Source organism: Streptomyces endocoffeicus (assembly GCF_016741935.1).
In the GTDB taxonomy this organism is placed as follows: Bacteria; Actinomycetota; Actinomycetes; order Streptomycetales; family Streptomycetaceae; genus Streptomyces; species Streptomyces endocoffeicus.
Genome location: NZ_JAERRG010000098.1, coordinates 1 through 4,955, shown reverse-complemented (window position 1 = coordinate 4,955; position 4,955 = coordinate 1). Strand labels below are relative to the sequence as shown.

General features: G+C 70.7%; 2 protein-coding genes. Both read right to left on the bottom strand.

Translation table 11 applies throughout. The features are described 5' to 3' along the window. Window positions 1-1,146: beta-ketoacyl synthase N-terminal-like domain-containing protein (locus JK364_RS53815; protein ID WP_201858785.1), on the bottom strand; the 1,146-nt coding region annotated here is incomplete at its 3' end. An 18-nt stretch (window positions 1,147-1,164) separates the two neighbouring features. Then, the coding region (locus JK364_RS53810) for a type I polyketide synthase (protein ID WP_201858784.1) at window positions 1,165-4,955 on the bottom strand (3,791 nt) is incomplete at its 5' end.

Genomic DNA, 4,955 nt, shown 5'->3' with positions numbered 1-4,955 from the left:
AGCATGGCCAATGTTCGACTTCAACGACCCCAACCACAGCGGACGCCCCTCAGCCCGATCCTGGCCATAGGTCGCCATCAACGCCTGGACCTCGATCGGATCACCCAGTGTGGTGCCGGTGCCGTGGCCCTCCACGGCGTCCACATCGCCCGCCACCAGCCCCGCACCGGCCAGCGCCTGCTGAATCACCCGCTGTTGCGACGGACCGTTCGGCGCCGTCAAACCGTTCGACGCACCGTCCTGGTTCACCGCGCTGCCCCGCACCACCGCCAACACCCGATGGCCGAGCCGCTCCGCATCCGACAACCGCTCCACCACCAGCACACCCACGCCCTCAGCCCACCCCGTGCCATCCGCCGACGCCGCAAACGACTTACAGCGGCCGTCTTCAGCCATGCCGCGCTGCCGCGAGAAGCCGACGAAGGCACTGGGGGTGGACATGACGGTGGCCCCTCCGGCGAGCGCCATCGAGCACTCGCCGGACCGCAGCGCCTGCGCGGCCAGGTGCAGGCCCACCAGTGAGGAGGAACATGCCGTGTCGATCGTCATCGCCGGGCCCTCGAACCCCAGCTCATAGGCGACCCGACCGGTGAGCACGCTCGCCGAGCTGCCCGTCATCAGATAGCCCTCGACGCCCTCGGGGACCGTGTCCACGTCCGTGGCGTAGTCCTGGTTGAGGGTGCCGAAGTAGACACCGACGTCCCTGCCCCGTAGGGCCGTTGGATCGATTCCGGCGCGCTCCAACGCCTCCCACGACGTCTCCAGCAATAGCCGCTGCTGCGGATCCATCGCCAGCGCCTCACGCGGCGAGATGCCGAAGAAGCCCGCGTCGAACTCCCCCGCGTCGCGCAGGAAGCCACCCTCGCGGACATAGCTGGTGCCCGGGTGATCCGGATCCGGGTCGAAGAGGTTCTCCAGATCCCAGCCACGGTCATCCGGAAACTCACCGACCGCGTCACCGCCGGACACCACCAGGTCCCACAGCTCCTCCGGCGTGGTCACCCCACCCGGCAACCGGCACGCCATCCCCACGATCGCGATCGGCTCCGACTGCGCGGCCTCGATCTCGGTGAGCCGCTGCCGCGCCTGGTGCAGGTCGGCGGTCACCCGCTTGAGGTACCGGACCAGCTTCTCGTCGTTCTCCACCGGAGGTCACCTTCCCCTTCACTCGTAGGCGCGGTCGGAATCCGCCGGGTCCACGATTCCGAACTCGTCGTCGATGAAGGCCAGTACGTCGTCGACCGACGCCGCCTCGAGCGTCGCTTCGATGTCGGCGCCGCCGGCCGGCCCGGGGGCGTCGGTGCTGAGCTTGGCCGCCAGAGCCCGGAGCCGGGCGGCGGCGCCGGTGTTCTTGGCACCGTCCGGTGGCCTGGCGGCCACCAGTTCTTCGAGCCTCGCCACTTCGGCCAGCACCGGGTCCTGCGTGGCCTCGGCGCCCAGGCGGGAGTCCAGGTGGTCCGCCAGGGCGAGGGGCGTGGGGAAGTCGAAGGCGAACGTGGCGGGAAGCCGCAGTCCGGTACGGGCGAGGAGCCGGTCCCGTAGCTCTATCGCCGTGAGCGAGTCGAAGCCCACGTCGGTGAAGGCCGCATCGGGGCCGATACGGCCGACCGAGGCGTAGCCGAGCACATACGCCGCCTCCTGCCGGACCAGGTCGAGAAGGATCGCCTGCCGATCCGCGGGGCCCGCCCCGGCCAGTCGTGCGGTGAGCGCGTCGGCGTCGTGCGCATGCGCCGACTGGGCCTTCTGCCGGATCCGCCGGGCCTGGGGGACCAATCCGCGCAACAGTGGCGGCACCGCCCCGGTGGCCGCCTGGGCGCGCAGGGCGCCGAGGTCCAGTTTGATGGGGAGGACCGTGGCTTCTCCGGTGCGCAACGCGGTGTCGAAGAGCTCCATGCCCTCGGCCGAGGTCAGCGCGGCGAGTCCGTCACGTGCAAGTCGACGCTGGTCGGTGTCGCCGAGCTGGGCGGTCATCCCCGCGTCCTGGGACCACATGCCCCAGCCGAGGGAGATCGCGGGAAGTCCCTGGGCGGCCCGGTGCTGTGCCAGCGCGTCGAGGTAGGCGTTGGCGGCGGCGTAGTTGCCCTGTCCGGAGCTGCCGAAGGTGCCTGCGGCGGAGGAGAACAGCACGAAGGCCGACAGGTCCAGGCCCCGGGTCAGCTCATGCAGATGCAGCGCCCCATCCGCCTTCGGCCGGAACACCTCATCCATACGCTCCGGGGTCAACGCGGTCAGCACACCGTCATCCAGAACACCGGCCGTATGCACCACCGCCGACAACGGAACATCGCCCGGAACGGCATCCAGCAGCCCGGCCACCGCATCCCGGTCCGCCACATCACACGCGACGATCCGCACCCGTGCACCCGCCCCCACGAGCTCCGCCTCCAACTCGGCGGCACCGGGCGCCCCAGGCCCGCTCCGACTCGCCAACACCAGACTCCGCACCCCGTGCACGGCCACCAGATGCCGTGCCACCACCGCCCCCAACGCCCCCGTACCACCCGTCACCAACACCGTCCCGCCCGCATCCAGACCACCCGGCCCGGCATCGGGCGGCCCCACCACACGGGTGAGCCGCCGCAGGAAGCACGAACCCGCGCGGACCGCGGCCTGCGTCTCATCGGCGGCGAACAGGGCGGGGACGAGGGTGCTCAGCGTGGCGTACGAGGACGGCTCGTTGTCGACGTCCAGCAGGAGGATCCGGCCGGTGTTCTCCGACTGCGCGGTGCCGACCAGCCCCCATACGGCGGCGATGGCGGGGTCGACCGGCTCACCCGGATCGACGGCGACCGCGCCCGTGGTCAGCACGACCATCCGCGTGCTGTCCAGCGCGGGTTCGGTCGACCACGCCTGGACGACTTCCAGTACGCGGCTGGTCAGCTCACGCACACTTCCGGTCTCGGCCACCTCGACCGTCACGGCGTCGAACCGGTCACCTCGCTCGGCCAGCGCGCGCACATCCTCGGCCGTGGCCACCCGCACCGCGCCCAGTGGGGTGCCATCCGGCGTCAGCGCCGTCTCCTCCCATCCCGGGCGGAGCAGACGGTCATGTGTCGGGGCGGTCCTGAACTGCCCGGGCTCGACCGGGCGGGACACCATGGAACCCACCGAAGCCACCGGGGCGCCGGTCTCATCGGCCAACTCCAGCGTCAGGGTGTCCTCTCCCGCGGGGACCACCCGTACCCGTAGCGCCATGGCACCCGTGGCGTACAGCGCCACATCGCGCCAGACGAAGGGCAGCGCTGTCCGCTGGTCGGCGCGCTCCGCAGGGTGCTGGAACGCGGCCGCGTGCAGGGCCGCGTCGAGGAGTGCCGGATGCAGCCCGAACCCCGCCGCCTGAGCCCGTTGCTCCTCCGGCAGAGCCACCTCCGCATACACCGCACCATCCAGCCGCCAGGCCGCCCGCACCCCCTGGAACACCGGCCCATACCGATACCCAGCCCGCTCCAGACCGTCGTACAGGCCCTCCACCTCCACCGGATCCACCGCCACCGCACCCGCCGGAGGCCACACCGACAGCCCTGTGCCGGGAGCGGACACCTCCCCCGCAGGCCGCAACGTCCCACTCGCGTGCCGCACCCACACAGCACCCACGCCCGCGTCCTCCGCCCGCGAATACACCCGGACCACACGCCGACCGCCCTCATCGGCCTCCGCCACACTCACCCGCATCTGCACCGCCCCGCCCTCCGCCAACACCAGCGGAGCCTCCATCACCAACTCCTCCACGCCACCGCACCCCACCTCATCACCGGCCCGCACCACCAACTCCACAAACGCCGCCCCCGGCAACAACACCGCACCCGCAGCCACATGATCAGCCAGCCACGGATGCGTACGCAGCGAAAGCCGCGAGGCGAACAACACCTCACCCGACCCCGGCACCTCCGTCACCGCACCCAACAACGGATGCCCCACCCCCGCCAACCCGGCAGACGCCACATCACCGGCTCCACGCCCGTCCCCCACCAACCAGTAATGCTCCCGCTGGAAGGCGTACGTCGGCAGATCGACCGAACCGGTGCGCGTCCCGCCCAGCACGGTCGCCCAGTCCACATGCACGCCACGCGTATGGCAGCCAGCCAGAGCCGTGACAAGGGCGCGGATCTCGTCACCCTCCCGACGGAGGGCCGGTACGAAGGCGGTGTGCCCGTCGTCCAGGCACTCGCGGCCCATCGCGGACAGCGTGCCATCGGGGCCCAGCTCCAGATACGTACTCACCCCGTACTCCGCAAGCGCCCGCACACCATCCGCGAACCGCACCGCAGAACGCACATGCTCCACCCAGTACTCCGGCGAACACGCCACCTCCGCATCCATCAACTCCCCGGTCGCATTCGACACCAGAGGAATCTCGGGAGCCGCGAACGACAAGCCCTCAACCACCCGCCGGAACTCCTCCAGCATCGGCTCCATCCGCGTCGAGTGGAACGCGTGCGAGACCGCGAGGCGCCTCGTGCGGCACCCCTGCTCCGACAACTCCTGCGCCACCCGCAGCACCGCCTCCTCATCACCCGAGAGCACCACCGCCGCAGGACCATTCACCGCCGCGACATCCACCCCCGACACCAGCAACGGACGCACCCGCTCCTCACCCGCGCCCACCGCCACCATCGCCCCACCCTCCGGCAACGCCTCCATCAACCGACCCCGCGCCGCCACCAGTACGGCCGCGTCTTCCAGCGTCAACACGCCCGCCACATGCGCCGCCGTCACCTCACCCACCGAATGCCCACCCACCACATCCGGCACCACACCCCACGACTCCACCAACCGGAACAACGCCGACTCCAACGCGAACAACCCCGCCTGAGCGAACACCGTCCGCTCCAGCAACTCCCCCTCCCCGAACACCACCTCCCGCACCGAACCCGACACACCACCCACACCCAACTCCCGGTCCAACGCCTCACACACCGCATCGAAGGCATCCCGAAAGACGGGGAACACCTCAT